Raw genomic sequence first — 23,852 nt, 5'->3', positions numbered from 1 at the left:
CCTCAGGAGGGGTGGCGGGACACGTCGAGTCTCTCCGCCAGCCGCTCGAGGCCGGCCGACCGGTAGGTGGCGACGGCACCGGCGTTGGAGCTCGGGCAGCACACCAGCACGCTGGACGAACCCGCCTCCCGCAGCGCGCGCGCCGCGGCGACCGTGATCGCCCGGCCGTGCCCGCGCCCCCGGTGGGCCGGGTGCACCCCCATCGGCTCGATCAGCCCCGGCCTGCCCTCACCGGCCGACCACACCGCCACGGCCGCCACGGCCTCGCCCTGGTCGTCGCGGGCGAGCAGGCACCGCGCGCCGGTGTACGGGACGCCCGCCGCCATCGCGTGCCAGCGCTCCTCGGTGAAGGTCGAGCCGTCGAACGACGCCCGCAGGACCGCGGCCCACTCGTGCGCCTGCCCCGGCCCGACCGCCTCGACGTGCACGCCGGGATCCGGGACGGGTGCGCCGAGGTCGCGCCCGAGCACCGTCCACGGGTCGTCGGCCACCCAGCCGTCCTTCAGCAACAGCTCCCGGACCAGCGCGCCCGGCGGCGACTCGACGTACACCCGCCCCTCGGGCAGCACCCCGCGGCCGGGGACCGACACGTCGCCGGCCACCCGCCGGGCCAGCTCCTCGTCCTGCGACGCCCCCGGCGCGAACGCCAGCCGCAGCAGGTCGGCGCCGTCCAGCAGCCCGGCGGCGACGATCTGCCCGGCCCGGCTCCAGGTCACGGTGGCCTCCGCCGTGCGCCGCGCGCCGAACCGCCAGAACCATCCCACGTCACCCGGATGCAGTTGCACGGGCTCTCCGTCGTGCTGCCACTCCCCCAGCAGCCGCACCACGTCGCCGAGCCCGTCGATCCCCGGCCTGCCCGTCTCGATCGTCATCCCCCGATCACACACCATCCCGCCCGCGCACCGCACCTGGATTTCCCGCGGGTGAGGAGGACGGCTAGGGAACCCGCGGGGCCGCGAGCCGGTCGTCGGTCCAGGCCGCCGTGATCGTCGTGACGCCGGACTTGCCGAGTCCGGCAGCGCCAGCTTCCGGCCGGAGCGCCCGAGCGGGTCCTTGGCGGCGCCGAGGTCGTCCACGCCCTTGGTGGTCCTGAGCACCTGGTAGGCGGCGGCCCTGAGCTTGTCCGGCGCCGGGACCGCGTACAGCAGGGTGACGGCCTCCTCGGCGACGTACCGGTCGCGCTGGTCCAGCCAGTCCTGCTTGCGCGCCTTCGGGTCCGTGGTCGTGGCCTCCTGCGACGCCTTGTCGATCCAGGCGTCGACGTCGGCGGCCAGGCGCGTCCGCAGCCCCTCGGCGTCCGCGGGCAGGGACTGCAGCTGCTGGAGGCTCACGTACTTCCCGTCGCCGAGCCGGAAGCCGGGCGGGCGCTTCTCGGCCACGAGGGTGCCCTTGCCGGGGCCGGTGGACAGGCGGATCTTCATGCCCTCCGTCCGGTACGCCCAGCTCGACGGCGAGCCGTCGGCGCGCCAGGCCGCCTCGTCCTTCGCGGTCGCGGGCCTGGCGCCCAGGTCGCGGTACCCGTTCCAGCTCCTGCCCTCGGGCGACGACCAGTGGGTGCTGACGCTGCGCTGGGTCACGTGATAGCCGCTGCCGACCGTGCGGGGATGGACGCTGGTGCGGATCGACTCGACCCGCCAGTACGCCCCCTTGGGCGCGTCGGCCGAGGCGGGGGTCGCGGTGGCTGCGAGGCCGGCGGCCAGCACCAGAGCGGCGGCGGCGAGGGCATGGGTGTGTCTCATCGGTTCTCCTTCAAGGGGTTGACGTCCGCCCAGCGGCTGTCCTTGATCGCGACGTACGTCAGGAGCAGGCCGTCGGCGACGGAACGGGTTTCGACGGAAAGCGGGCTGCCGGAGACCGGGTCGATCACCAGCCGGGTCCTGGCCGCGCCTGGAAGGGCGGACGGGGCGAACTCGCCGGCGTCGTACTCGACCGCCTGACCGGCGCGGCCCAGCACGTCGGTCACCGGCCCGGCGGCGGTGACCCCGGGCAGGGAGGCGAGCAGCCGGTACGCGGCCGCCCTGGTCCGGCTCGTCACCGGCGCGAACAGCAGCAGCCGCGCCGCCGCGTCGACGGTCGCGCGGTCGTCGGAGCCGAGGTACGCCTTCAGCCCTTCCGGCGTGTCGGGCACCTCGCCGGCCTTGGTCAGCGGCTTGCCCGCGGTCAGCACGCGGAAGTCCCGGTCCTCGGTGGACCAGGTCCGCGGCGGGCCGGGCCGGGCCCGCACGACCCCGGTCCGGCCGTCCGCCGCCGGCTGGTCGAAGGTCCAGGACGTGGGCGAGCCGTCGGCGGCCCAGGCGGCCTCGTCCTGCGGTGTCGCCGGCACGATCCCCTGCGGGACCTTCCGGTACCAGGTCAGGCCCTCGGGGTCGGCCGGGATCCAGGTCTCGACCGACTCGCTCTCCCGAAGGACGTACCGGCCGCCGGGTTCGCGGAACTGCCGGCCGCGCACCTCCGTGCCGCCCCACCAGGCGCCCGCGTCCGGCTGCGCGGCCACCGAGTCCGCCGCGACCAGCAGGAAGCGTTTGCCGTCCGCCTGGGTGGGCGCGGCCGGGCGGGCGGGCCCGTCCGGCGGGGGCGTGAGCCGCGGGACGGCGATCGCGGCGGCGGCGGCCGCGGCCAGCAGCACCGACCACGCGCGCCGCCTCGCGGTCCGGCCCGCCGGTCGGCGGCGTTCGCGGGCGACGGCGGCGTCCAGCCGTTCCCGGCCGGCCCGCTCGATCTCCGGTCGCAGCGGCGGTGCGGGCAGCAGATCCCGGACCGCCCGGTAGTCATCCATCCGAGCCTCCATGCAAGGGGTTGACGCCGCCGAGGGCGGCCCGAAGTTTCCTGCGCACCCGCGACAGGCGTGAGCCGACGGTGCCGTACGGGATGTCGAGGGCCTGCGCGACCTCTTCATGGCTCAGCTCGCCCAGCGCGCTGAGCAGCAGCACGTCCCGGTCGCCGTCGGGCAGCGCGCGCAGCTCGGCGGCGAGCCGGCCCTGCTCGCTCTGGGCGTCCACGCGGATGACGACGCGCTCCTCGTGGCCGTGCTCGGGCTCCTCGTGCGCGCCGGCGCTGCGCTGCAACGCCGCCAGCCGCCGGGCCTCGGTGCGCCGGTGCAGGGCGATCAGGTTGCCGGCGAAGCCGTACAGCCAGGAAGACCTCGGCGGTCAGGTCGTCGGCGGCCTGCTGGTCGAGCCGGCGGCCCAGGTAGGCGTGGATCTCGCCGACGTACCGGTCGTAGAGCTCGCCGAACCGCTCGGGGCGGCGGCGCGAGAGTTCCAGCAGGGCCTCGTCGCTGATCGCCGCCGGCGGGCCGGTGCGGTTCCGAACCGTCGGATGAGCCGTCGAATGGGCAGTCACACCCCTTACTCCACCGGTGGGGCGATCTTCTTTCACGGCCGGGGTGGAGGCATCGCGCTCAGGGGCGGCCGGAACACGCGTCGCGCGCCGCGACATGGCGTCGCGGCGCGCGAATGGAGAGGTGGCGGAGGGCCGTTCTGCCGGCTCAGGCCACGTCGGGGTGGACGCGGAAGCGGTCCCAGACCCGGTGCAGGGGCAGCAGGGCCAGCACGTCGCGGAGCACGCCCTCGCCGTCCTGCCCGGTGACGACGCCCGGCGCCTGCGCCGGGATCCCCGCGGCCTGCAGCGCCTGCGCGGCCGCGCCCCAGCCGCCCACCGCCTTGGCGTGCCGGTACGCCTCGCCGACCAGGAGCAGCACGCGCGGGTCGACCGGGGTGCCGCCGTCGCCGGCCTTGGCGTCGCGGGCGCCGTACGCGTCGTCGCCCGGGGCCGGCGCCCCGGCCAGCAGCACGGCGTCGAACTCGACCGAGCGGGCCGTGGCGAAGGTGCGCTGGACGGCCAGCGTGCCGCCCAGTTTGCCGCCCTTGGGCGCGATGACGAGCGGCGTCATCCCGCCGTCGAGCACGGCCTGGCGGACGGCGCCCACGACGCCGAGGTCGCTGGTCTCGTCCGCGACGATGCCGATGATCCGGCCGTCCAGCGGCCACTGCCGGCCGACCTGCGACAGCGCCGGGCTCGGCGCCGGGTCGGCGAGCGGCACGGTGGGCTCGGGCACGGGCAGCCCGAGGCCGTCGGCGACCTGCCGGCACAGGACCGGGTCGATGTTGGCCAGCACCCGGAGCTGGCGCTCCTTGACCGCCTGCTCGTAACACTTGCCCAGCTCGAAGGTGTAGGCGCTGATGAGGTGCTCGCGCTCGACCGGGGACAGGCTCAGCCAGAACAGCCGCGGCTGGCTGTAGTGGTCGGAGAAGGTCGCGGGCGCCTCGCGCACCTTGCGTCCGGCGACCTCCAGCGGCACCTCGACGTAGGCGCCCTGCCCGGCCCCGGCCTGGAAGGGGCAGCCGCCGTCCAGGGAGTTCGGCCGGTACGGCGCCACCCCGCGATGGACGGCCGTCTGGTGGAAGCCGTCACGCAGCATGTCGTTGACCGGCGCGTGCGGCCGGTTGATGGGGATCTGCGCGAAGTTCGGGCCGCCCAGGCGGGTGATCTGCGTGTCGAGGTAGGAGAACAGCCGCGCCGCCAGCAGCGGGTCGTCGGTGATGTCGATGCCCGGCACGAGGTGCCCGACGTGGAAGGCGACCTGCTCGGTCTCGGCGAAGAAGTTCGACGGGTTGGCGTTGAGCGTCATCAGGCCGACCGGATGGACGGGGGCCAGTTCCTCGGGCACGATCTTCGTCGGGTCCAGCAGGTCGATGCCCTCGAACATCTGCTCGGGCGTGTCCGGGAAGACCTGGATGCCCAGCTCCCACTGCGGGTGCGCGCCGGCCTCGATGGCGTCGGCGAGGTCGCGCCGGTGGAAGTCGGGGTCGACGCCGCCGGCGATCTGGGCCTCCTCCCAGGTCAGGGAGTGCACGCCGAGCTTGGGCTTCCAGTGCCACTTGGCCAGCGTCGTCTCCCCCGCCGCGCTGACCAGGCGGAAGGTGTGCACGCCGAAGCCTTCCATCATGCGGAACGAGCGCGGGATGCCGCGGTCGGACATGTTCCACATCGTGTGGAAGGTGGCCTCGGTGTGCAGGGAGACGAAGTCCCAGAACGTGTCGTGCGCGCTCTGTGCCTGCGGGATCTCCCGGTCGGGATGCGGCTTGCCGGCGTGGATGACGTCGGGGAACTTGATGCCGTCCTGGATGAAGAAGACCGGGATGTTGTTGCCGACCAGGTCGAACACGCCCTCGGCGGTGTAGAACTTGGTGGCGAAGCCGCGGGTGTCGCGGACGGTGTCGGCCGAGCCGCGCGAGCCGAGCACGGTGGAGAAGCGGACGAAGACGTCGGTCTTGACGCCCTCGGCGAGGAAGGCCGCCTTGGTGATGTTCGAGGCGGTGCCGTACGCCTGGAAGACGCCGTGGGCGGCGGCGCCGCGGGCGTGCACCACCCGCTCGGGGATGCGCTCGTGGTCGAAGTGCATGACCTTCTCGCGCAGGTGGTGGTCCTGCAGCAGCACCGGGCCGCGCGGCCCGGCCTTCAGCGAGTGGTCGGTGTCGCGCAGCCGCACCCCCTGGGCGGTGGTCAGGTACTCGCCGGCCTGTGCCATCTGGTCCTGCGAGGCGCCGGTGGGCTGCCCGGTGGGCGAGACGGTCTCGGGCCCGGTCTGGTCCGGCTTGGGCGGCAGCGGTTCCCGCGGCTCGGTCGGCTCCTCAAGCTCGGGCGGCAGGCTGTTCGGCACGCCGGGGATCTCGGCCGGCTGCACGGCGTCACGGTCGGTGACGGCGCCGACGACCTTGTCCACGGCGGACTTGAGCGGGTGCGACTCGTTCATGCTCGGTTCCTTAGGAAGGGCCACAACGGATTGACCAGGTGTGGCGCCTCCCTACCCATGCCCAGCCTCATCACGCGAATAATCGCACTTCAGGGCGGTTCGTGACCGGGACGAGCATGGTTGGAGCGCTTCTGGAGCAGCGCAGGACACCGATCCCCTTTAGGCGCTCTTTGCCCTGCGTTGGGGTGTTTTTGGTTTGGCCGGGGCCGTCCGGGTAGCCGCAGGCGGCATCAATCCCACGAGGAGGGCACCCATGAGTGAATACCCGACGGGGACCGGACGGCCGGCGCCCGGCCAGGAGGGAACGCTCCATCAAGGCAAGGCCGCCGCGCAGGAGGTCGCCGGGACCGCCAGGGACGCCACCGTCCAGGTGGCCGGCGAGGCCAGGGCGCAGACCCGCCGCGCCGTCGACGAGCTGCGCGACCGGGTGCGCGCCCAGTCCGACCAGCAGAGCCGGCGTGCCGCGCAGAGCCTGCGCGAGTGGTCGGAGGACCTGGCGGCCATGCACGAGCAGGCCAAGCCCGACTCGCCGGTGACCAACGTCGTACGCCAGGCCGCCGACCAGGGCCGGCGCGCGGCCGACTACCTCGACAGGAACGGCCTGACCGGGGTGGTCAGCGAGGTGCAGAGCTTCGCCCGCCGCCGCCCGGCCGCGTTCCTGGCCGGCGCCCTGGCCGCCGGTTTCCTGGTGGGCCGCATCATCAAGGCCTCCGGCGACAGCTCCGGGACGGCGTCCCAGCCCGCGACCCCGGCGCCGCCCGCCGACCCCACCCTGCCGAGCGCCGCCCAGCCCGGCACGGCGCCGCCGCAACCGCTCCACCGGCCGCTCGGCGACCCACTCGGGCAGGACGACACCCGCCCGGTGCCGCCGCTCACCACGCCACCGGCCGCTCCCGCCGCCCCCGCGGCGCCCGCCTACGGCACCGGGAGTGACCTGCCATGACCGCGCAACCCGAGGAACCGACGCTCGGCCAGCTGGTCGGCGAGATCGGCGAGGACATCTCCAAACTGTTCCGCCAGGAGGTGGAGCTGGCCAAGATCGAGCTCCGCCAGGAGGCCACCAAGGCGGGCAAGGCGGCCGGGATGCTCGGCGGCGCCGGCTTCGCCGGCTACATGATCGCGCTGCTGGTGACCCTGGCCGTCATGTTCGGCCTGGGCGAGGTCATGGGCCTGGGCTGGGCCGCGCTCGTTCTCGCGGTCGTCTGGGCGGCCATCGGCGGCGTCCTGTACGTCAACGGCCGCAACCGGCTGCGCGAGATCAACCCGAGACCCGAGCAGACCATCGAGACGCTCAAGGAGGACGCGCAATGGGCACGCGACCTGAGGAAGTGAGAAACGAGATCGCCGTCACGAGGGCCGAACTCGCGGCCGACGTGGACCGGCTGGCCGACCGGACGAGCCCGGCGCGGATCGCGCGCCGCCGTACCGAACGGGTGCGGGAGGCGGCACGATCGTGGCGGGAGCGGGTGATGGGGACCCCCTCCCATGGCGTGTCCCACACGGCGTCCCATGCCGCCGACCGGGCGCGGCACGGCGCCCACGTGGCGGCCGAGACCGTCCGGGCCGCGCCGGAGCAGGCCAGGCGGGGCACCCAGGGCAACCCCCTGGCGGCCGGCCTGATCGCCTTCGGCGCCGGTCTGCTGGCCGCCACGCTCATCCCCGCCACCGAGGCGGAGGAGCAGGCCGTCGGCCAGCTCCGCGAGCAGGTCGGCGACGTGCTGGAACCGGTCGTGGAAGCCGGCCGCGAGTCGGCGCAGCAGCTCGGCCAGGACGCCAAGGAGCTGGCGGGGCAGGCCGTCCAGCAGGTCAAGGACAGCGCGTCGGAGGCGGCCGCCGCCACCGCCGACCAGGCCCGCGAGCAGGCCCGCCAGGTGGGCGGTCACCACTCCGGCTGACGCGCGACCGCACGCGCCCGGGCCCTCACAGCCGCGTCAGGCCGTGAGGGCCTGCGCCGTTGTCGGGCGAGTCACCCCGGGTCCGCGGTGTCCCCGGCCTCCCCGGTGTCCGGGGGCTCGAAGGACAGCGGCAGGCACAGGCCGATCTGCGCGTAGATCTCCAGCTGGTCGTAGTAGAGGCGCTGGCTGGCGACGAGCCCGTCGCGCAGGTCCCAGAACCAGCAGGCCCGCACGGTGATCTGGCGGCCGGTCGCGGCCAGCACCTCGCCCCCGACCGTCAGGTAGGGGCCGGCGTGCGTCCCGGTCGCCGTCAGCTCGGTGGCGATCGTGTCCCCCAGGGCGACGGTGTCCCACAGCGTGAAGTGCAGGTCGGGAAAGCCATCCCAGATCTGGGTGAAATAGGAGGCGATCTCCTCAGGGTCGCCCGCCTCCATCTCGGGGCTCACCACGACCGCGTCCGGCGCGTAACACCGCGACACCGCCTCGACGTCGTGCGCGTTGGCCGCGCCGAGCAGCCGGTGCACGATGTCGTCCGTCGGCGGCGGCACCTCTTCCATGCCAGGGACCGTACCCAGAGCAGGGCAGCGCACGGCCAAACGGTCGTCAGCAGCGGCTCATGGATGGGTGGCCGCCATCGGGCCCGCGGGCGGGCGGAGGGTGCGCAGCTCGCCGAGGAGGTCGCGGATCAGCGCGGAGCCGGCCAGCTCGCGGGTGGTCACGTAGCCCACCCGGCGGCGGGGGGCGCCCTCGCCGAGTTCGGCCATGGCGACCTTGGCCGGGGCGTCCACCGTGGACAGGCGGGGCACGATCGCCGCGCCGAGCCCGTGCCCGACCATCGACATGACGACGCCGTCGTCCTCGACCGTGATGTCGCCGGGCGGGATCCACTCCTGCGCGGCCAGCCAGCGGCGGGTCTCGCCCGAGCAGTTCTCGTGCCAGTCGATCATGGGGAGCGACCGCGGGTCCGGATGCCCCAGCGGATGGGCCAGCACGTACGGCTCCTCGTACAGCTCCTTGCAGACCAGGCCGTCCACGTACATCGGCAGGGTGAGGACGCCCACGTCGGCCCGGCCGTCGGCCACCTCGCCGGCGATGCCCCTGCCCAGGTCCGGCACGATGCGCACGTCCACGGTGACCTTGGGGTGCCGCTGCCCGAACCGGACCAGCACGCGCGGCAGCAGGTGGAAGGCGGCGCTGCGGAAGGCGGCCAGCCGGATGGTCCCGATGGCCTCGCCGCGGGCGGCGGTGCGCGTGTCGGCCCGCATGACGTCCATGAGCCGCAGGATGTGCCGGGCGTGCCCGACCGCGGCCTGCCCCGCCGCGGTGGCCCGCGCGCCGGCGCGGCCCCGCTGGAACAGCACGGCTCCCATCTTCCGCTCGGCGGCGCGCAGGGCGTGCGAGACGGCCGACTGGGTCAGCCCCAGCCGTACGCCGGCCGCCGTGACGCTGCCCTCGCCGTCGACGGCGACCAGGACGCGGAGTTCCGCGGGGGTGAGATCGTCCACGGCGACGACAACGCATGAAGACCCTTCATGCGTTCCGCGTCGGCCGGATCCGGGCTACGCGATCAGCAGGCGGAGGCCCAGCTCCGCCTCGTCGAGATCGAGCAGGTCCCCGTTGCGTCCGGCCCACCGGCCGGAGGCGAGGTCGTCACGCAGGTCGCGCACCGCGCGCCGCTCGACGTCCGGCCCGAGCCTGGCCCAGACCGACATCCCGCGACGGACGTCTTCCTCCAGGTACGCCTCCGGCCGGCGCCAGAAGGCCTCGAAGAGGCCGTCGGCGCAGTCCCACGGGACGGGCACCGGTTCCAGCCGGGCCCCGATCGCCGCCGCCAGCTCGGTCACCGAGGGCCGGCCCGCCACGAGGCCGGCCACCTCGGGCAGGTAGTCGCGGGAGAGCCAGAACCGGTCGCGCCAGCCGGCGTCGCTGGTGTCGTGGGTGAACACCACCACGCGCCGGGCGACCCGCCGCATCTCGCGCAGGCCGGCGAGCACGTCCGGCCAGTGGTGGACGGAGGAGACGGCCATCGCGGCGTCGAAGGACCCGTCGTCGAACGGCAGGCGCTCGGCGGACCCCGGCAGGCACGGCGCCGCCCCCGCGGGGCGCTGCGAGCGCATGAGCGCCGACGGCTCCACCGCCAGGACGTAACGGTCGGGCGGCTCGTAGGACCCGGTGCCCGCGCCGACGTTCAGCACGGTCCCGGCGTCGCCGAGCGCGGCCGAGATCCGCGCGGCGATGCGCGGGTCGGTGCGCCGCGTCGTGGTGTAGGCCGCTCCGATGGTGTCGTACAACGGCGCTCCGGACATGCGGCACCGCCTTCCCGGCCGTCACCCGTCCGAGGGGAGGCCGCTTGATCGTTGTCTTCGGATCGATCGGCAGGTGAAACCTCTTCACGGCCGCGGTATGACCGGTCGTGCCCCTCACAAGCGCCGGACGCGCAACACGGCGGTCAGCATCGGCAGGGTGAACTCGCCCTCGGCGGTCTCGGGCCGGCCGGCGAGGTAGGCGCGGATCCGGCCGAGCCGGTCCGCGCGTTCCCGTTCGGGCATGACCAGCATGCCCGCCCTGGTCGCGAGCGTCTCGGCGAGGGAGTCCGCGGTGCGGCGCTGGCCGTGCGGGAACTGCGCCTGCTCCGGCGTCCCGAACCGGGCGGGCGCACCCGACCTGGGCAGGTGCATCCCGGCCGTCGCGGCGCGCCAGGCGGCGGGCGTGTCACGCGGGCCGACCGCCTCGCCGCCGCCGGCCCGCGCGAGCCCGGCCACCCAGTCGACGCCGTCGTCGAGCACGTTCCACAGGCCGGCCAGCACGCCGCCGGGCGCCAGGACCCTGGCGATCTCGGGCCCCGCGACGGCCATGTCGAACCAGTGCATGGCGTTGCCGGCCAGCACCGCGTCGACGGACGCGGCCGGCAGCGGGATCGCCTCGGCGCTGCCCGGCAGGGCGCGGACGTCCGGCAGCGAGCGGCGCAGCTCGGCCAGCATCGCCGGGTCGGGCTCGACCGCGACGACCTCGACGCCCAGCTCGACCAGCGTCGCGGTCAGCTTGCCGGTGCCGGCGCCGAGGTCGAGCACCCGCCGCCCCGGCGCCGCCTCCAGCGCCCAGCGCGCCGCGGCGTGCGCGTAGTCCGGCCGGTGCTCGGCGTACGCGGCCGCCGCGGCTCCGAATGACGAGCTGTGACGCAGCCGTTCGTCCCGCTCCATGCGATCTTCCCTCCCGCCCCGCCGCCCGGCGGGGCCCTGAGTCACCCGCATCCTAAGATCACGGATCCCGGGACGCGCGGCGGCCGGCAGCCTCACGACGGCGCTGGACTTTCCCGTAGGGCCGTCACAGCGCGGACCTATGCTCGTCGCCATGTCGATATCCGCCACCCCCGCATCCCTGTCCCATGCCGACGCCGACGCCCGTCTGAGCGGCGCGTTGTCCGCCGCGTTCGAGAGTGACGCAGAGTCGTCCGACTATGACAGCGTGCTGTTCTTCGACGGCGATCTCGCGGTCGACGGGGACTTCCTGGACGCCGTCAGTGCCCTGCGAAGCGGGGACGACGAGGACGACGTCGAGCTGATCGTGATCACCGGCGATCTGACGGTCAACGGCCCGATCGCGCTCTATGAGGACCAGCCCGGACTCTACGTCGGCGGTCGCACCGAGGCCGAGACCCTGGAGGCCGGCGACTGCGAGATCTACATCCACGACGGCGCCTTCACGCACCTCGTCTACGGCTGTTACAACCACGGCCGGCTACGGACCGGGACCGTCGAGACCCCTTGGGTGATCGACTTCGGACACGCCATGGACGTGCACGCCGTCGGCGGGCGCTGGGTGGACAACTTCGGCGACGCCAAGAACGCCGACTACACCAGGCCGGGCATCGTCGAGGCGTTCGTGCCCGAGGTCGTCGACGCGGAGGACCGCTGTCTGGACATCGATGCGTTCCTGGACCGGCTGCGGGCCGGGCTGCCGGTCCTGCGGCCCGGAGCCCGGACGGCGGCCGAGTCGGCCGAAGCCGACGTGTCCCGGTCCCGGGCCGACCGGGTGGAGCACCTCGACCTGACCGGTCGCAACCTCAAGGAGTTTCCCGCCGAGGTGCTCCGGATGCCGTGGCTTCGTACCCTGATCCTGGACGGCAACCCGATCGGCGAGCTGCCCGAGGCGCTCGGGACGCTCACCCGGCTGGAGCACCTGTCGGTGCGCAATTGCGAGCTGACCGCCCTGCCGGAATCGATCGGCGACCTGGCCGCGCTCCGGGTACTGTGCGTCGCCGGCAACCGGGACACGGACCTGGACACGGTCGAGTTCACGCTGCCGGCCGCCATCGGCCGGCTCACCGCTCTGGAGGAACTCGACATCTCCTACCTGTCCGCCTCCGTCGACACGGAGTCGGGGTCGGATTGGGACCTGCCGGAGGTGACGCGGTTCGTCCTGCCGGACGCCTTCGGCGACCTGGTCGCGCTGCGCAAGCTGGTCGCCGAAGGGACCGACGTCGTGTTCCCCGACTCCGCGCACGGGCTGGCCGCCGTCGAGGAGGTGTCCATGACCGGCGGGAGCCATTACTTCCTGCGGACCTTCCCCGAGGCCGTCACCACCTTCCCGAACCTGCGCCGGCTCGACCTGAGCGGCAACTTCTTCGACACCGTCCCCGACAGCCTGCTGCGGTTGACCCGCCTCGAAGAGCTCGACCTCGGCGACAGCCTCGGTCTGCTGCGCGACCCGCTGCCCGACCTCGGCCGCCTGCCCGCGCTGCGGGTCCTCGGCTTCGGCGGAGACAGCCGCCGCGCCAGCACACCCCTGCCGTCGCACGATTTCCTGCGGGAGCTGTTCGCCATGGAGCTGCCCGGGCTGGAGGAGCTCCGGATCAGCCGGTGGCAGCGGAACACCAAGCGCCTCAAGCTCAAGCCCGAGCACTTCGCCGGGATCGGGACGTTTCGTCGGCTGCGGATCGTCGACCTGAGGTTCAATCAGCTCAACGACCTGCCGGCGGATTTCGACACGCTCCCCGATCTGGCGGTGGCCAACTTGTACGGCAACCTGTTCCCAAGGGCGGTCCGCGACCGGATCACCGCCGCACACCCGACCGCCCAGATCGACTTCGAGTAGGCGTTCGAGGTCGGCGTGGCCGCCGTGACAGCGGAGCCGGTCGCCGGGGATCACAGCCACTCACCGATCGCCGCGATCTGCAAGGGGACCTAACAAAGTACTACTAGGACCGGGCGGGATCGGTGGTGCCGGTGTAGGCGGCGACGGGGAGCGGGCGGTCGAGGAGGAAGGCGCGGATCAGGCCGCGGTAGAGGTCGGGACGGCCGTTGGCGATCGAGTGCCCGGCGCCGGGGACGTACACCAGGGTCGAGTCCGGCAGGGTGCGCCGGTAGTCGTAGGTGACCTCCCACTTCAGGTAGTCGCACTGCCCGCGCATGATGAGCACCGGCACCCGTACCCCGCGCAACCTGGGCCGCGGGTCGGCGACGGCGGCGGCGTCCTCGGCGGTGACCTGGTTGCTGTAGAAGCCGGGCAGGTTCCCGTGCACGGGGGCGGGTTTCGCGTCCGCGCAGCCCGTGGCGTCCTTGGCCACCAGCAGCAGCGCGCGCATCCGGGCGTCGGCCTCGGCGTCGGGCACCAGCGCCCGCGCCGCGGCCGGGTTCACCCCCAGGAGCAGCGACTGGACCAGCATGCGAGGGGAGCTCGTCAGCGCGTCGGCGCGGGCCTGGAGGGGGCGGGCAGGCCGTCCCACGGGCTGCCGACGCCGCCGGGGAAGGCGGGCTCCCAGATCGCGCCCGGCGAGGTGAGCACGGCCTTGGCCACCCGGTCGGGGTGGGCGGCGAGGTAGGCGGCCGACAGGGTGCCGCCCCACGACCTGCCGACCAGGACGATCTTCGGGGCGCCGATGGCCTGCCGGACGGCCTCCAGGTCGGCGACGTGGCGGGCGACCGTGTACCCGGCCGGGTCGGCCAGCCGGGTCGAGCGGCCGGCGCCGACCTGGTCGTAGGCGTAGACGTCGAACCCGGCGGCGGCCAGTTCCTCGCTGCCCTCCGGCAGCCCCTCCCCGGGCGTGCCCGGCCCGCCGTGCAGGAAGATCACGGGTGGGCGGCCGGCCGTGCCGGATCCGGCGAGCTTGACGTAGGCGAGCCGCGAGCCCGTCGGGAGCTGCCAGTACGCGACCCCGGCGGGCGTCGCGGCCGGCGGCGGGACCGGAAAGGGCCGGAAGGCCGCCAGTCCGGCGAGGGCGGTGACCGCCACGGTGTTCACCACCACGTAGGCGAGGACCAGCCGGGGCAGCCCCAGCAGCCGGAGCACGGGACGTCCGAGCAACCAGGTGACGCCCGCGACGGCGAGCACCCCCGCCCCCGCGAACAGCGGCACGGCGGCCGTCACGGCCGCCACGAGCAGGAAGACCAGAGCCCCGGCGGCGACCGCGGCGATCTCCGCGCCCACCAGCAGGATCGCGCCTGACACACGTTTCATGTGCCACAACGTTAGGAAGGCGCGGGCCGCGTCTCCTCCTGCCGGCGATCGAACCGTGCCCCCGCCGCGCGGCGGGGGTCATCCGGCCCCGGGGCGGATCAGGCCGGACTCGTAGGCGTGGATGGTCGCGTGCAGCCGGTCGCGCACGCCCAGCTTGGCCAGGATCGCCGCCACGTGGTCCTTGACCGTGGCGGGGCTGAGCGCCAGGACGGCGGCGATCTCGGCGTTGGACAGCCCGCGCGCGACGTGCCCGAGCACCTCGCGCTCGCGGGCGGTGAGCCCGTCGGGCCGCGCGGGCGGGCCGGGGTCGGCCGCCGCGGCGAAGCGTTCGAGCAGCCGCCGGGTGATCACCGGGTCGAGCAGCGCGTCGCCGCGCGCGATCACCCGCACCGCGTCGACGACCCGCGCGGGCTCGGCGTCCTTGAGCAGGAACCCGGACGCGCCCGCGCGCAGCGCGCCGAACACGTACTCCTCCAGGCCGAACGTGGTCAGCACGACGATCCGCGTGCCCGGCGTGCCGGCGGTGATCCGGGCGGTGGCGGCGAGCCCGTCGACGCCGGGCATCCTGACGTCCATGAGCGCCACGTCGGGGCGCAGCTCGGCGGCGAGCGCCACGGCGGACTCACCGTCGGCGGCCTGCCCGACCACGTCGAGGTCGGGTTCGGCGGCCAGCACCGCGGCGATCCCGACCCGGACCACCGCCTGGTCGTCGACGACGATCACCCTGATCATCCGGGCAACCATACCCGCACGTCGTCCGGGCCGCCGGTGGCGAGCGTCCCGCCGTACCCGTCGGCCAGGGTGTGCAGCCTCCGGTGGGCGCGCCGGGCCGCCGTCCCCTCGACGAGCACGCCGTCGGGCAGGTAGGACACGGTGATCCGGTCCCCGGCCAGTTCCTCGACGGCCCTGAACACGCCCACCTCCAGCTCGGGGGCCAGGCCGTCCGGGTCGCCGACGTGGCGCACGCCCGCCTGCCGCCGGGCGGCCAGCACCTCCATCCCGGCGAGGGTCGGCGGCGGGCCGTCGGCTCCGGCGGGGCGGCGCAGCTCGTCCAGCAGCCGCCGGAGCGTGTCGATCCCGGCGCGGGCGGCGTCGCGCACCGCCGCCAGATCGCCCTTGCCGGCCGCCGTGACCACCGCGTCCGCGTGCCGGGCCGCCGTGCGGCGCAGCCCCTCGACGATCCGTTCGCGTTCGCCGCGCGCCACGTCCGCCAGCCGGCCGGCCAGCAGGTCGCGTTCGGCCGTCGCGGCCGCCCGTCGGCGCGCCCGCGCCCGCGCGACCAGGACGCCCGCCGCCCACGCCGGAGCCGACAGGAGCGCCACGGCCGTCGCGAGCACCGCCCACGCGGCCGTCCGGTCGCCGGTGATGCCCGGTCCGAGGGCCAGCGCGAGGCCGCCCACCAGGCCGACGGCGAGGACTGCGAGCACACCCCGGCGTCTGGGGTGATGGGCGCCGAAGGCGTAGAGCTGGGCCAGCTCCACCCACCACGCCCAGAGGAACAGGTCGCCCGCGGGGGTCGGGGTCAGGCCCGCCATCGCCACCGGATGAATCGACAGCATCGCGGCGAGGCTCCACGCGGGCCGCCGCACCCGCCACCACAGGGGCAGGGCGTGCAGGACGAAGAGGGGGCCGAGCACGAGGAACTCCCGCGGCGCCGGCGTGCCCCCCGGCAGTAGGCCGGCCCCCATTGTCAACGCGATGGCGAGCCCGGCCAGCGCCGCGTCCCACGCCCGCCGCCCGCGCCACCACGCCCGCCGGAACGGGGGCGGCCCGGCGGGGGCGGGGAAGGCGGCCCGGACGGTCCAGCCGCCGGCGTCCGGGCCCGTCGTGAGCGTGCCGCCGCACGCCGCCACGGTCGTGGCCAGCCCGGACAGGCCGTGGCCGGTGCCCAGGTCGTCGTGCTCGCGCGTGCCTCCGGTGTCGCGCACCTCGACGGTCAGCCGGCCAGGTTCGGCGAGGACGGCGACGTCCAGCCGGGCTCCGCCCGCGTACCGTGCGGCGTTGGTGAGGCCCTCCCGGACCACCCGGTAGGCGGCCGCCGCGACCTCGGGCGGCGCGGCGGCGGCCGTCCTGCGGTAGCCGACCCGGCCGGGGTCTGCGCCGGGCACGGGCCAGCCGGCGACCAGGGCGTCGATCGCCGGCAGGTCGCAGACGGCGTCCCGCGCGCCCGCCAGTTCCGCGCGGGCCAGCCGGGCGGCGTCACCGGCGTGGCGCAGGGCGGACTCCCGCATCGCCGGATCGGCCACGTGCAGCGCGGACGCCGCGGCCACCGCGATGCCGGTGAGGCGGTGGGCGGCGGTGTCGTGCAGCTCGGCGGCCATCCTCAGGCGCACGGCGTCCGCCACGGCCGCGGCCGCCTGCGAGCGCGCCGCCCGGTGCGCGGCCAGGGCGGCCCGCCGCGTCCGGCCCCGCCGGTGCGCCCGCCCGAACGCCCAGACGACCGCGCCCACGCCGCCCGCCAGCAGCGCCACGCCCGCCAGCGCCCGCGGCGGCCATCCGCGGGCGGCCGCGACGACCGTCGCCGCCGTCACCAGGACCGCGGCGACCGTGATCGTGATCCCGGCGGTGCTCCGGACGGCCGCGCCGTACAGGAGGGCGACGCCGACGAGCACGCACCACGGCAGAACGGAGCTCACGGCGTCAGGCTAGCTTCCGTGCACCGGCCGCGCCCACGCCCGCCTTCGTTGGCTACCGTCGGGACATGACCCTCTACTGCCTGGCCTGCCTGCAGCAGAAACGCTCCACCGAGGCGTACACGATCATGCGTGGCTACGCCCTCTGCTTCGACCACGTCGAGCAGATCCTGGCCGACCGGCGGATGAGCCACCCGTCGCTGGACGGGTCGGCGTTCCGCCGGGACCTCGCGCGGATCATCGGCCGCGATTAGCGGCTCACCTTGTAACGCAGGTGCAGCACCCCTTCCCCCTGGACGACCATGTGGGGGTCCGCCAGGAGGTGCTGCCCGGCGACGCGGCCGAAGTAGGGCTTGCCCGAGCCGAACACCACCGGCACGACGTCCATCGCCACCTCGTCCACCAGACCCGCCGCGAGCAGCTGGCCGCCGACGTCGCCGGCGTTCACGCTGACGACCCGGTCCCCGGCGAGCTCCTCGGGCCCGGGCGACCGCGGCCGTCACGTCGGCGGCGAAATGGTAGGACGCCTCGGGGTGCCAGCCCTCGGGCTTGGGCCGGTGGGACACCACGACCACATGGTCACCCGCGGGCGGCCGCCCTTCCCAGCCGTTCACCAGGTCGAACAGGGTGCGGCCCATGATGATCACGCCGACCGACTCCCAGATCGGCCGGACGTACTCCGCCGACGCCTTGGAGACCCTGAAGCGGCCGCCGGCGCCGGAATGGTCGTAGTCCTGGTCGTCGCCCGGCGTGATCGGGGTGTCGCCGTTCCAGTACCAGTCGTGCAGGGGACCGACGTCGTCGTTGCCGTCGGCGATGAAGCCGTCCACCGACACCGCGCTGTTCATGATCACTGCGCCCACAGGGTCTCCTCGGTCCTCGTCAGAAGCTCGCCTGTGATCCTGCCGCCCCGGAGGGCTGCCGGGCTTGTAGAAAATCAATCGGCGGGCATCGGGCCGTCGTCCGGCGGGAAGCCCGGCTCGGCCGGGAACCGGCGCCGCAGGGCCAGGTACTCGGTCGGGGTGTGGCCGGTGAAGTCCTTGAACTCCCTGCTGAAGTGGGCCTGGTCGAAGTAGCCCGCCGTGTGGGCGAGCGCCGGCCAGTCGACCGGGCGCAGCGCGTCCACGGACAGGATCAGCCGGGCGAAGCGGTAGATCCGGGCCACCCGCTTGGGGGTGACGCCGACATGGGACTTGAACTGGGCGGCCAGGTGGTTGCCGCTCACCCCGGCGTCGTCGGCCAGCGCGCCGACCGGGACCGCGCCGTACGTGGCCGCCAGGCGCCCGCCCGCGTGCCGGACCAGGTCGAGGTTGCGCGAGCCCGTCCCCGCGAACCGCGCCCGCAGCTCCTCCTCCACCACCCGCAGGACGCCGGCGGCCGAGGTGAGCTCGCCGGCCCGGTCGCGGATCCGGTCCAGGGACCGCTGCCAGAGGGCGTCGGCCGGCACCCATCGGTCGCGCAGCTCGCCCGCCGGCACGCCGACGAACGGCGACATCCCCCACGGCTTGAAGTGCACCCCGACCAGCCGCACCCGCTCGGGGTACTCGTAGCGGAACCGCCTGGTCCACATCCCCATGAACCAGCCGTCGGCGAACACCGCCGGCGGCACGGAAGGGTCGGAGTCCCACAGGCGGGCGGGGTCGCCCAGGTTGACGAACAGGTGCCCCGACGGCATCGGCGGGACGTTCATCAGCCGGTGCCGCGGCACCCCGGTCAGGCAGTAGATGTCGTCGATGAACCGGTCGAGCGGCGGCGCGGGCACCCGTCCGACGTACTCCATGGGACCAGTGTGGCCGAGGTGATCGTGTCCCTGCACCGGATCTTCACCTCGGGTGCGCATCGGCCGCACACCGGTCTGCTTCGATGTCGGCGTGACCGATCGGAGCAGGCCCACGACCGGGCCCGGGGACGTCCGCTGGGCCGGGTCGGCGCTGCTCTCCTTGCCCGTCCAGTTGCTCGCGCGGTTGCCGTGGGTGGCCGGGCGGCTGTGGCCGCAGCTGCTCCTGACGGTGCTCGCCCTCGCCGTCACGGTCGCCGGGCCGGTCGCGCTGACCCTGTACGACCTGGCCACCCAGGGCACCCCTGACGACTGCGTCCTGCCCTGGTGGCCTGCGTGGCTGCCCTCGTAGGGACGGCCGCCGGGGCTCGCCGGGCCGGGCCGCGCGCCTACAGTAGGGGCTTGTGCTCTACGGCAGATCTGCGGAAATCAGCGTTCTCGACGAGGTGATCGCGCGCGCCCGCGACGGCGCCGGCGGCGCGGTGGTGTTGCGCGGCGAGGCGGGGGCGGGCAAGACGGCCCTGCTCGACGCGGCGGCCGCGCGCGGCGGCGCGATGCGGGTGTTGCGGCTCACCGGCGTCGAGTCGGAGTCCGATCTGGCGTTCGCGGCGCTGCACCAGCTTCTGTGGCCGGTGACCGGCTCGCCCGACACGCTCGACGCGCTGCCCGAGCCGCAGCGCCTCGCCGTCCGCGCGGCCCTGGGGCTGGCGGCCGGGGGCGCCGGTGACCGGTTCCTGCTGGCGGCCGGCGTGCTCTCGCTGCTGGTCGAGGCCGCCGCGCCGGACGGGCTGGTCTGCGTGGTGGACGACTTCCAGTGGGTCGACCGGGCCTCGGCCGACGCGCTGCTGTTCGCCGCCAGGCGGCTCTCCACGGAACGCATCGCGATGCTGCTCGCTGTGCGCGGGGACGCCGCGGTCAAGGGCGTGCCGCTGACGGTGGAGGTGCGCGGCCTGGCCGAGACCGCCGCCGACGAGCTGCTGGAGTCCCGCCACGGCGCGCTGCCCGTCCGGGTGCGGCGCGAGCTCGTCACGCTGACCGGCGCGAACCCGCTCGCCCTGCGCGAGATCGCCGCCCGCCTGACGCCCGCCCAGCTCGCCGGACGCGAACCGCTGCCCGACCCGCTGCCCGGGGGCGCCCGGCTGTTCGGCGACCGGGTGGCCGCGTTGTCCGCCGCCGCCCGGCTGGCCGCCCTGGTCGCCGCCGTGGAGGGCGACCTCGACGTGGCCCTGCGCGCCACCGCCCGGCTGCTCGCCGAACGCGCGGCGCCGGCCTCCGCGGAGGCGGGGGCTTCCGCGGAGGCGGGGGCCGAGGTGACGGCGGAGGCCGGGCGGGTGGCGCTGGCCGAGCTGGAGGAGGGTGGGCTGGTGGAGGTGTCGGGCACCGGCGTGCGCTTCCGCCATCCGCTGATCCGTTCGGCGGTGCACGAGGCGGCCGCTGCGGCCGAGGTGCGCCGGGTGCACGCCGTCCTGGCGGAGCTGACCGCCGACGACCGCCGCGCCTGGCACCTGGCCGGGGCCGCCCTGGGCCAGGACGAGGAGGTCGCCGCCGCCCTGGTGGCCGCCGCCGGACGGGCCCGCGACCGCGGCGGGTACGGCGCCGCCGCCACCGCCCTGGCCAGAGCCGCCGAGCTGACCCCCGAGCCACGCGCACGGGCCGTCCGGCTGAAGGACGCCGCCGTAGCGGCCTGGCTCGGCGGCCGTCCGGGGCTGGCGGAGTCGCTGCTGGCCGAGGCGCGCGAACGGGCCGGCGGCGACGTCGCCGTGACCATGGAGATCGCCCAGCTCCGCGGCCGGTTCGAGCTGAACTCGGGCAACGCCGCCGAGGCCGTGCGGATCCTGGCGGCGGGCGAGAGCCTGGACATGCTGGCCGACGCCTCCGAGGCGGCCGCGTACGTCGGCGACACCGCGATGATCGTCGAGCTCGGCCGGCGGGCCGCCGCGCATCCGGAGGGTTTCCTGCGGGACACGGTGGCCGGCATCGGCCTGACCCTGGGCGGCGACGCCGCCGGGCCCGGCCTGCTGCGCCGGGCGCTGGCGCGGGCCGGTGAGCTGGAGGACCCGGCGGGCCACCTGTGGGCGGCGGCCGCGGCCAGCCAGCTCGGCGAGACGGACCTGGCCGCCGAGCTGAGCGACCGGGCCGGGCAGGTGGCCAGGGTGTCGGGGATGGCGGGCCAGCTGCCGGTCGTGCTGGAGTTCGTGGCGACCGCCGAACGCCTGGCCGGGCGGCTGGCGCGCAGCCAGGCCCTCTCGGAGGAGGGCCTGGAGCTGGCCCGCGAGGCCGGCTACGAGAACACGGTGGCCGCGCACCTGGCCAACCTGGCCGTGGTGGCGGCGCTGCGCGGCGAGGAGGAGGACTGCGAGCGGCAGGCCCGCGCGGCGCTGGCCATCGCCGTCCCCCACCGGGTGGGGCTGCGCGCGGGGGTGGCGGCGTACGCGCGGGCGATGCTCGACCTGTGCCTGGGCCGGTACGCGGCGGCACGCGACCGGTTCGCGGCCATCGCCGCGGCCGGACCGGGCACCGGGCATCCGGCGGTCGTCTGGCGGACGACCCCCGACCGCGTCGAGGCCGCCGTCGGAGCGGGCGACGAGGCGGGCGCGCGGGCGGCGCTGGAGACGTACGAACGCTGGTCGCGGCACGCGGCGACGCCGGAGTCACGCGCGTTGCTGGCACGCTGCCGGGGCCTGGCCGAATCGCGCGAGGACGCCTTCGACGAGGCGCTGCGGCTGCACACCAACCCCTTCGAGGCGGCCAGGACGGCCCTGCTGCTGGGCGAGCGGTTGCGCCGCGGGCAACGTCCTGGCGAGGCTCGGGCGCATCTGCGGATGGCGTGGGAGACGTTCGAACGGGCGGGCGCGCGGCCGTGGGCGCGGCGCGCGCAGGAGGAGCTGCGGGCGGCGGGCGAGAGCGGGCAGGCGCCGGCCGAGGCCGTGCTCGACGCGCTGACCCCGCAGGAGTTGCGCATCGCGGGCCTGGTCGCCGACGGGTTGTCGAGCAAGCAGATCGCCGCCCAGCTCTTCCTGAGCCCGCGGACGGTCGAGTACCACCTGTACAAGATCTATCCGAAGCTGGGTATCGGCTCCCGTACGGATCTGGCGCGGCTAGTAGTTCTACAGAAGGCGCCCGTGGCCGGGCCGGGCAAGCTGTGAGGCATGCAAAACGTGAACATCTGGAGTGAAGAGTTCGGCGCCGCCACCGACGAGCCGATCCTGTTGATCATGGGTTCGATGTCGCAGGGCGTCCTGTGGCCGGACGAGTTCGTCGGGCTGCTGACCGCGGGCGGCCGCCGGGTGGTCCGGTACGACCACCGTGACACCGGCATGTCGGACACGGTCGACTTCGCGGCGCACCCGTACACGTGGGACGACATCAAGGACGACGTCTACCGGGTGATGGACGCGCACGGCCTGGACAGCGCGCATCTGGTCTGTCACTCGGCGGGCGGGCTGCTGGGGCAGTTCGTCGCGGTGGAGCGGCCGGAGCGGGTGCGCTCCCTGACGGTCATCGGCTCCTCGCCGCTGGGCGGGGGCGAGGGGCAGGTCATCATGCGGGCGCTGCTGGGGCAGCCGCAGCCGGAGGGCAGCCTGCCGGTGCCCGCGCCGGAGTTCGTGGCCTTCTACCAGGCCCTGATCGCGGCGCCGGCGCCGCGGGACCGGCGGGAGGCGATCGAGGGCATGATCGCCGAGCAGCGCCTGCTGCACGGGACCGGGCTGCCGTTCGACGAGGACGCGGCGCGCCGGTTGCAGGAGCGCATCTACGACCGGGCGCGCGACCTGTCGGCGACGGTCAACCACCGGCTGGCGGCGGGCGCCAAGCCGGATTTCGAGCCGATGGGCGTGCTGCACCAGGTCAAGGCGCCGACGCTGGTGATCGAGGGCACGCACGAGGTGGCCAAGCCGGGTCATGGCGTGCTCATCGCCGAGGAGGTGCCGGGGGCCCGGTTGATGATCGTGGAGGGCATGGGGCACACGCTGCCGCCGGAGGTGCACGAGGAGCTGGCCGCCGCCGTCCTCGCGCACACGGCCCCTCGCGATCGCTGACTGGCGGGCTCGTCGATCATGCCCGATGCTGGGCCGGTGATCAGCATCCCGCCGCGTACGGCCACCGACGTGGTGGCCCGCGGGCTGGAGCTGTCGGGGGCCGGCGGGGTGCTGCACTACGAGTTCGTCCCGGGGGTGCGGGATGAGGAGACGGACGGCAAGGGGCCGTTCTGGTACTGGCGGCTGTCCGCCGAGGACGACCTCGGCACCGAGTACTCCGGCGACAACATCGGCGGCTTCGACCGCAAGGGCGGCAGGGCCGCGCACGGGAGCCGCTACCTCGGCGGGGTGGTCCCGCGCTCGGCCCGCCGGTTGAGCATCGGCTTGGAACCGGCCTGGGGGTGGACGCCGCCGGGGCCGTGGTGCCGGCGGCTGGATGTCGCGCTGCCGGACGGTCCCGTCACGGAGGTGTGGACCGGCCCGTACGAGGGCGATTGACGACCGTTCCGCGGCCCGCCGGCCCGTCGGCGGACGGGTTTCGGATGCCCTGAACTGCTCGTTTTCCGTCCGTAAAGAGATTTAGTACGGTAGGCCTCCACCTTACAGCTGTGGCAGGAATCGGCCGCCGGTACGAGAGGTACGCCGTTTGAGCGACGAGTTCGGGCTGACCGTCGAAGCGTTGGCCAAGGAGTACAACCGGCAGGCCCGCGAGCTGCGCACGGCGTACGGCAAGTTGTCGGAGCTGGTGGCGACCGCGGAGAGCCGCGACGGCCTGGTCAGCGTGACGGTGGGGCCGCGCGGTCAGGTGCAGGACATCGCGCTGGACCCCCGGGTGTACCGCAAGCTCGCGCCGTCGCAGCTGGCCCGCTCGATCATGGAGCAGATCGGCGCCGCCACCGAGCAGGTGGCCGACCGGACGAAGGAGCTCATGACGCCGTTCATGCCGAAGGGGCTGCCTCTGGAGGAGGTGCTGGGCGAGGGGGCGGGCATCGAGTCGTTCCTGCCGAAGCCCGTGCGGCTTGCGCCGGAGGACGGCGCGGCGCATGAGTGACGCCCGCGGCCAGGGATACAAGGCGGTCTTCAGCGGTCTGCGGCAGCGTTCGGCGCAGGCCGACTCCAGCGCCGACGCCCTGTGGGACCTGCGCACCGCGTTGGGCACCGTCTTCTACCGCGAGGGCAACCCGCTGGGCGACGACCAGTACGGCATCGAGCTGGAGAAGAACCGGTACAGGATCGAGGACGGCATCTTCACCGCCTTCGACGCCTACATCCAGGCGGTGGAGGACGTGCGGGACGGCCTCCGGGACAACGCGAGGAACTACGAGGACGCCGAAGGCTACGGCGACCCCGGCGGCGAGG

General features: G+C 74.7%; 24 protein-coding genes. 10 read left to right on the top strand and 14 right to left on the bottom strand.

What is annotated here, in order from left to right:
* Positions 1–2: 2 nt before the first annotated feature.
* The 4 genes from ACNF49_RS28070 to ACNF49_RS28055 all read right to left on the bottom strand — a co-directional run bounded on the left by ACNF49_RS28070 (position 3) and on the right by ACNF49_RS28055 (position 5,755).
* Positions 3–1,739 carry a GNAT family N-acetyltransferase gene (locus ACNF49_RS28070; protein ID WP_482939305.1) on the bottom strand — a complete coding sequence of 579 codons (1,737 nt, stop codon included), beginning with the start codon at positions 1,737–1,739 and terminating at the stop codon, positions 3–5.
* Entirely contained in the window at positions 1,736–2,776 is a 1,041-nt protein-coding gene (locus tag ACNF49_RS28065) for a hypothetical protein (RefSeq protein WP_482939304.1), read from the bottom strand. The genes ACNF49_RS28070 and ACNF49_RS28065 overlap by 4 nt, the downstream gene beginning before the upstream one ends.
* Complete coding sequence (locus ACNF49_RS28060; RefSeq protein WP_482945597.1) at positions 2,769–3,101, bottom strand: RNA polymerase sigma factor; 333 nt, start codon at positions 3,099–3,101, stop codon at positions 2,769–2,771. Before ACNF49_RS28060 ends, ACNF49_RS28065 begins: the two co-directional genes overlap by 8 nt.
* 386 nt (positions 3,102–3,487) lie before the next feature.
* The gene (locus tag ACNF49_RS28055) at positions 3,488–5,755 is read right to left on the bottom strand and encodes a catalase (RefSeq protein ID WP_482939303.1); all 2,268 of its coding nucleotides are present in this window, start codon (positions 5,753–5,755) and stop codon (positions 3,488–3,490) included.
* A 253-nt stretch (positions 5,756–6,008) separates the two neighbouring features.
* On the opposite strand from ACNF49_RS28055, the gene ACNF49_RS28050 reads away from it, so the two are divergent.
* The 3 genes from ACNF49_RS28050 to ACNF49_RS28040 are packed head-to-tail and all read left to right on the top strand — an operon-like array spanning position 6,009 to position 7,650.
* Positions 6,009–6,698, top strand: a complete 690-nt coding sequence (locus tag ACNF49_RS28050; protein ID WP_357977870.1) for a hypothetical protein — start codon at positions 6,009–6,011, stop codon at positions 6,696–6,698.
* Positions 6,695–7,087 carry a phage holin family protein gene (locus ACNF49_RS28045; RefSeq protein WP_357977867.1) on the top strand — a complete coding sequence of 131 codons (393 nt, stop codon included), beginning with the start codon at positions 6,695–6,697 and terminating at the stop codon, positions 7,085–7,087. Before ACNF49_RS28050 ends, ACNF49_RS28045 begins: the two co-directional genes overlap by 4 nt.
* Positions 7,063–7,650, top strand: a complete 588-nt coding sequence (locus ACNF49_RS28040) for a DUF3618 domain-containing protein (RefSeq protein ID WP_482939302.1) — start codon at positions 7,063–7,065, stop codon at positions 7,648–7,650. The genes ACNF49_RS28045 and ACNF49_RS28040 overlap by 25 nt, the downstream gene beginning before the upstream one ends.
* A gap of 71 nt (positions 7,651–7,721) precedes the next feature.
* On the opposite strand, the gene ACNF49_RS28035 is transcribed toward ACNF49_RS28040, so the two are convergent.
* The 4 genes from ACNF49_RS28035 to ACNF49_RS28020 all read right to left on the bottom strand — a co-directional run bounded on the left by ACNF49_RS28035 (position 7,722) and on the right by ACNF49_RS28020 (position 10,850).
* Positions 7,722–8,207 carry an ester cyclase gene (locus ACNF49_RS28035; RefSeq protein WP_482939301.1) on the bottom strand — a complete coding sequence of 162 codons (486 nt, stop codon included), beginning with the start codon at positions 8,205–8,207 and terminating at the stop codon, positions 7,722–7,724.
* Between the two features lie 57 nt (positions 8,208–8,264).
* Positions 8,265–9,155, bottom strand: coding sequence for a LysR family transcriptional regulator (locus ACNF49_RS28030; protein ID WP_357977858.1), 891 nt, complete (start codon positions 9,153–9,155; stop codon positions 8,265–8,267).
* 54 nt (positions 9,156–9,209) lie between these two features.
* Positions 9,210–9,956, bottom strand: a complete 747-nt coding sequence (locus tag ACNF49_RS28025) for a class I SAM-dependent methyltransferase (RefSeq protein ID WP_482939300.1) — start codon at positions 9,954–9,956, stop codon at positions 9,210–9,212.
* Between the two features lie 114 nt (positions 9,957–10,070).
* Positions 10,071–10,850, bottom strand: a complete 780-nt coding sequence (locus ACNF49_RS28020; protein ID WP_357977852.1) for a class I SAM-dependent methyltransferase — start codon at positions 10,848–10,850, stop codon at positions 10,071–10,073.
* Positions 10,851–11,001: 151 nt separating this feature from the next.
* Here ACNF49_RS28020 and ACNF49_RS28015 point away from each other — a divergent pair, with 151 nt between their 5' ends.
* Positions 11,002–12,744, top strand: coding sequence for a leucine-rich repeat domain-containing protein (locus ACNF49_RS28015; protein WP_482939299.1), 1,743 nt, complete (start codon positions 11,002–11,004; stop codon positions 12,742–12,744).
* 103 nt (positions 12,745–12,847) lie between these two features.
* Here ACNF49_RS28015 and ACNF49_RS28010 read toward each other — a convergent pair whose 3' ends face one another.
* The 4 genes from ACNF49_RS28010 to ACNF49_RS27995 form a co-directional block, all read right to left on the bottom strand.
* Positions 12,848–13,315 (bottom strand): alpha/beta fold hydrolase, encoded by a 468-nt coding sequence (locus tag ACNF49_RS28010; RefSeq protein WP_482939298.1) that lies wholly within the window; start codon positions 13,313–13,315, stop codon positions 12,848–12,850.
* A gap of 14 nt (positions 13,316–13,329) precedes the next feature.
* Entirely contained in the window at positions 13,330–14,106 is a 777-nt protein-coding gene (locus ACNF49_RS28005) for an alpha/beta hydrolase (RefSeq protein ID WP_482939297.1), read from the bottom strand.
* Positions 14,107–14,184: 78 nt separating this feature from the next.
* Entirely contained in the window at positions 14,185–14,838 is a 654-nt protein-coding gene (locus tag ACNF49_RS28000) for a response regulator (protein WP_482939296.1), read from the bottom strand.
* Positions 14,835–16,742 (bottom strand): sensor histidine kinase, encoded by a 1,908-nt coding sequence (locus ACNF49_RS27995; protein WP_482939295.1) that lies wholly within the window; start codon positions 16,740–16,742, stop codon positions 14,835–14,837. Before ACNF49_RS27995 ends, ACNF49_RS28000 begins: the two co-directional genes overlap by 4 nt.
* 65 nt (positions 16,743–16,807) lie before the next feature.
* Here ACNF49_RS27995 and ACNF49_RS27990 point away from each other — a divergent pair, with 65 nt between their 5' ends.
* The gene (locus ACNF49_RS27990; RefSeq protein WP_357977837.1) at positions 16,808–16,993 is read left to right on the top strand and encodes a hypothetical protein; all 186 of its coding nucleotides are present in this window, start codon (positions 16,808–16,810) and stop codon (positions 16,991–16,993) included.
* Here the strand turns inward: ACNF49_RS27990 and ACNF49_RS27985 are convergent.
* Both ACNF49_RS27985 and ACNF49_RS27980 read right to left on the bottom strand, forming a co-directional pair.
* Positions 16,990–17,187: a dihydrofolate reductase family protein gene (locus tag ACNF49_RS27985; RefSeq protein ID WP_482939294.1), complete on the bottom strand. Its 198-nt coding sequence runs from the start codon at positions 17,185–17,187 to the stop codon at positions 16,990–16,992. The two genes, ACNF49_RS27990 and ACNF49_RS27985, sit on opposite strands and share 4 nt — an antisense overlap.
* 489 nt (positions 17,188–17,676) lie before the next feature.
* Positions 17,677–18,519 carry a helix-turn-helix domain-containing protein gene (locus ACNF49_RS27980; protein WP_482939293.1) on the bottom strand — a complete coding sequence of 281 codons (843 nt, stop codon included), beginning with the start codon at positions 18,517–18,519 and terminating at the stop codon, positions 17,677–17,679.
* A 91-nt stretch (positions 18,520–18,610) separates the two neighbouring features.
* Between ACNF49_RS27980 and ACNF49_RS27975 the strand changes: the two genes are divergently transcribed.
* The 5 genes from ACNF49_RS27975 (at position 18,611) to ACNF49_RS27955 (ending at position 23,544) form a co-directional block, all read left to right on the top strand.
* On the top strand, positions 18,611–18,868 hold the full coding sequence (locus ACNF49_RS27975) for a hypothetical protein (RefSeq protein WP_482939292.1): 258 nt from the start codon (positions 18,611–18,613) through the stop codon (positions 18,866–18,868).
* Between the two features lie 52 nt (positions 18,869–18,920).
* The gene (locus ACNF49_RS27970) at positions 18,921–21,662 is read left to right on the top strand and encodes a helix-turn-helix transcriptional regulator (RefSeq protein ID WP_482939291.1); all 2,742 of its coding nucleotides are present in this window, start codon (positions 18,921–18,923) and stop codon (positions 21,660–21,662) included.
* 3 nt (positions 21,663–21,665) lie between these two features.
* Positions 21,666–22,553 (top strand): alpha/beta fold hydrolase, encoded by an 888-nt coding sequence (locus ACNF49_RS27965; protein ID WP_482939290.1) that lies wholly within the window; start codon positions 21,666–21,668, stop codon positions 22,551–22,553.
* 36 nt (positions 22,554–22,589) lie between these two features.
* Positions 22,590–22,991, top strand: coding sequence for a hypothetical protein (locus ACNF49_RS27960; protein ID WP_482939289.1), 402 nt, complete (start codon positions 22,590–22,592; stop codon positions 22,989–22,991).
* 148 nt (positions 22,992–23,139) lie between these two features.
* Positions 23,140–23,544 carry a YbaB/EbfC family nucleoid-associated protein gene (locus ACNF49_RS27955; protein WP_482939288.1) on the top strand — a complete coding sequence of 135 codons (405 nt, stop codon included), beginning with the start codon at positions 23,140–23,142 and terminating at the stop codon, positions 23,542–23,544.
* Positions 23,545–23,852: the final 308 nt, after the last annotated feature.

It is taken from the genome of Actinomadura sp. ATCC 39365 (assembly GCF_054392275.1).
The sequence above is the reverse complement of the archived record's forward strand: the minus strand, read 5'-3'. Positions and strand labels throughout refer to the sequence as shown.

Bases quoted from the DNA above. Each gene is read 5' to 3' on its own strand.
- ACNF49_RS27990 (WP_357977837.1), top strand. From the start codon at position 16,808: ATGACCCTCTACTGCCTGGCCTGCCTGCAGCAGAAACGCTCCACCGAG.
- ACNF49_RS28065 (WP_482939304.1), bottom strand. From the start codon at position 2,776: ATGGATGACTACCGGGCGGTCCGGGATCTGCTGCCCGCACCGCCGCTG.
- ACNF49_RS28040 (WP_482939302.1), top strand. From the start codon at position 7,063: ATGGGCACGCGACCTGAGGAAGTGAGAAACGAGATCGCCGTCACGAGG.
- ACNF49_RS28020 (WP_357977852.1), bottom strand. From the start codon at position 10,850: ATGGAGCGGGACGAACGGCTGCGTCACAGCTCGTCATTCGGAGCCGCG.
- ACNF49_RS28005 (WP_482939297.1), bottom strand. From the start codon at position 14,106: ATGAAACGTGTGTCAGGCGCGATCCTGCTGGTGGGCGCGGAGATCGCC.
- ACNF49_RS27965 (WP_482939290.1), top strand. From the start codon at position 21,666: ATGCAAAACGTGAACATCTGGAGTGAAGAGTTCGGCGCCGCCACCGAC.
- ACNF49_RS28015 (WP_482939299.1), top strand. From the start codon at position 11,002: ATGTCGATATCCGCCACCCCCGCATCCCTGTCCCATGCCGACGCCGAC.
- ACNF49_RS28010 (WP_482939298.1), bottom strand. From the start codon at position 13,315: ATGCTGGTCCAGTCGCTGCTCCTGGGGGTGAACCCGGCCGCGGCGCGG.
- ACNF49_RS28000 (WP_482939296.1), bottom strand. From the start codon at position 14,838: ATGATCAGGGTGATCGTCGTCGACGACCAGGCGGTGGTCCGGGTCGGG.
- ACNF49_RS27980 (WP_482939293.1), bottom strand. From the start codon at position 18,519: ATGGAGTACGTCGGACGGGTGCCCGCGCCGCCGCTCGACCGGTTCATC.
- ACNF49_RS28070 (WP_482939305.1), bottom strand. From the start codon at position 1,739: ATGAGACACACCCATGCCCTCGCCGCCGCCGCTCTGGTGCTGGCCGCC.
- ACNF49_RS28035 (WP_482939301.1), bottom strand. From the start codon at position 8,207: ATGGAAGAGGTGCCGCCGCCGACGGACGACATCGTGCACCGGCTGCTC.
- ACNF49_RS28045 (WP_357977867.1), top strand. From the start codon at position 6,695: ATGACCGCGCAACCCGAGGAACCGACGCTCGGCCAGCTGGTCGGCGAG.
- ACNF49_RS28055 (WP_482939303.1), bottom strand. From the start codon at position 5,755: ATGAACGAGTCGCACCCGCTCAAGTCCGCCGTGGACAAGGTCGTCGGC.
- ACNF49_RS28050 (WP_357977870.1), top strand. From the start codon at position 6,009: ATGAGTGAATACCCGACGGGGACCGGACGGCCGGCGCCCGGCCAGGAG.
- ACNF49_RS28025 (WP_482939300.1), bottom strand. From the start codon at position 9,956: ATGTCCGGAGCGCCGTTGTACGACACCATCGGAGCGGCCTACACCACG.